Genomic DNA, 2,037 nt, shown 5'->3' with positions numbered 1-2,037 from the left:
CCATGAATTCGTGCAGATCGGTACCGCAGATACCGCACCACGCAACATTAATGCCGACAGTACCCGGAGCTACGGTTGGCTCTGGAATGTCTTCGATGCGGATGTCACCTTTGTTGTAAAAACGTGCTGCTTTCATTGTAACGCTCCTTTTTTTAAAGTGGAGGCCGTCTGAAAAAGACGGTCAATTAGGGAAAGGGAAGCAGTGTGGCGTGTGAAATATTTTTATTGATATGTTTTATATTTGTTATTTTACTACTGATAATATGAAAATGGTTTGTCTTTGCTCAAATTAAAGTTTGTAAATGAAAAAAAGGCCGTCTGAAATGGATAATCTATTTTCAGACGGCCTGGGGCAATAGTTTGAATACGTTATGGTGTAGGATTGTTACTTTTGCCGCGCTTCAGATGCTTTTGGTAGGCGATGACGTAGTCGGCCTTGCTTAAGCCTGCCAATACGCGGATGTGGGCGGCGGCAGATTTAGACATGGATTCCAAGGTATATCCGCCCTCCAGCACGGAAACGATACGTCCTTGACAGCTTGCTGTTGCTTGGACGATTTTGTGTGTCAGCCAGGCAAAATCGGCTTCATGCAGGTTCAGACGGCCTGTTTCGTCTTGTTTGTGCCCGTCAAAACCGGCTGAAAGCAACACCAACTCGGGGCGGAAGGCCGTGAGCTTGGGAAGCCATTGTTCGCGGATGGTCGTACGGAAGATACGGCTGCCTGTGCCCGGTTTGAGGGGCGTATGCAGCATATTCTTATTGCCGGCGTATTGTTCCGCCTGAGGGAAGGGAAAGATGTCGGTTTCAAACAGGTTGAAAAACATCACGCGCGGATCGTCTTGGAGAATCTCCGCCGTACCGTCGCCGAAGTGGACGTCGAAATCGATGACGGCGATGCGTTGCAAGCGGTATTGGGCAATGGCGTGCATCACGCCGGCGGCGGTGTTGTTAATGAGGCAGAATCCGCCGGCGCTGTTGCTGTGGGCATGGTGGCCTGGCGGGCGGATGGCGCAAAAAGCATGCCAGGCTTTTTTGTTCATCACCATATCGACTGCCTTGATGACGGCGCCGGCCGCAAAACGGGCGGCTTGGAGGGAGTCGTGGCAGATGACGGTATCGTCGTCGATACGGTGGATTTTACCGGGAAGCGGCTGTGCGGCCTCTAATTCGTGCAGATAGTTGCGCGAGTGGACCAATGCCAGTTGCGCATCTTTGATTTCGGGTGCTTCAGCGGTTTGCAGATGACGCCAAATGCCTTCCTTTTTTAAGGCGGCTTGAATGGCGCTGATGCGTTCGGGCTTGTCGGGGTGGTTGGTGCCCGGCTGGTGCTGCAAAAATATCGGATGGGAAATCCATACGGTGCGGGCATTTTTGCCAAGTAGTCGACGCAGCAGGGTACGCACGCGCCAAATGATTTTTTTAAGCATGGAAAGTATGTATCGAACGAGTCGCACGGACTGCTAAATATGGTTAATAAATACGGAAATGCTTGGAAATTTTTCAGACGGCCTTTAGAATAGCTCAATTTTACAGTCCGACCAACTGCGTTTTGGGCTGTATGCAGTTTTTTTACTTTATCTTAAAACTCAAAAGAACGGATATATTATGAATCAAGCTGTGGCTCAATTTGCCCCTTTACTGCTGATTATGGTGGTGTTTTACTTCCTGATTATGCGTCCTCAACAAAAGAAATTCAAAGCACATCAAGCTATGCTGGCTGCTTTGAAAGTAGGCGATAAAGTCGTTTTGGCTGCAGGTTTCAAAGGCCGCGTGACCAAAGTCGGCGAGCAATTCTACACTGTCGACATCGGCCAAGGTGCGAGAATCGAAGTAGAAGTGGAACGCAACGCGATTGCCGCGAAAGCCGAATAATCCGTTTTTTTGCGAAAAGCCGCCTCATTTTCCGAGTGCGGCTGTTTGCCTTTATAAATAAAGCAAAGGTTTACCATGAACCGTTATCCTTTATGGAAATACCTGCTGATTGCGTTCACGATTGTGGTTGCGGCTGTTTACTCGCTGCCCAACCTTTTCGGTGA

The 2,037-nt window shown here is 49.1% G+C and carries 3 protein-coding genes and 1 pseudogene; 2 read left to right on the top strand and 2 right to left on the bottom strand.

The window, feature by feature from the left end; translation table 11 throughout:
- A pseudogene (locus tag ACTHUM_RS12320) lies at window positions 1–136 on the bottom strand (2,3-butanediol dehydrogenase); the annotation flags it as partial.
- A gap of 233 nt (window positions 137–369) precedes the next feature.
- Entirely contained in the window at window positions 370–1,428 is a 1,059-nt protein-coding gene (locus tag ACTHUM_RS12315) for a histone deacetylase family protein (protein ID WP_219089502.1), read from the bottom strand.
- A gap of 178 nt (window positions 1,429–1,606) precedes the next feature.
- Here ACTHUM_RS12315 and yajC point away from each other — a divergent pair, with 178 nt between their 5' ends.
- Together yajC and ACTHUM_RS12305 are read left to right on the top strand one after the other, a co-directional pair.
- Window positions 1,607–1,873, top strand: a complete 267-nt coding sequence (yajC, locus tag ACTHUM_RS12310) for a preprotein translocase subunit YajC (protein ID WP_003678762.1) — start codon at window positions 1,607–1,609, stop codon at window positions 1,871–1,873.
- Window positions 1,874–1,948: 75 nt separating this feature from the next.
- Window positions 1,949–2,037 (top strand): hypothetical protein (locus tag ACTHUM_RS12305; protein ID WP_440402990.1); only part of this gene is annotated, 89 nt, incomplete at its 3' end.

Source organism: Neisseria sp. P0021.S006, assembly GCF_051956895.1.
The sequence above is the reverse complement of the archived record's forward strand: the minus strand, read 5'-3'. Positions and strand labels throughout refer to the sequence as shown.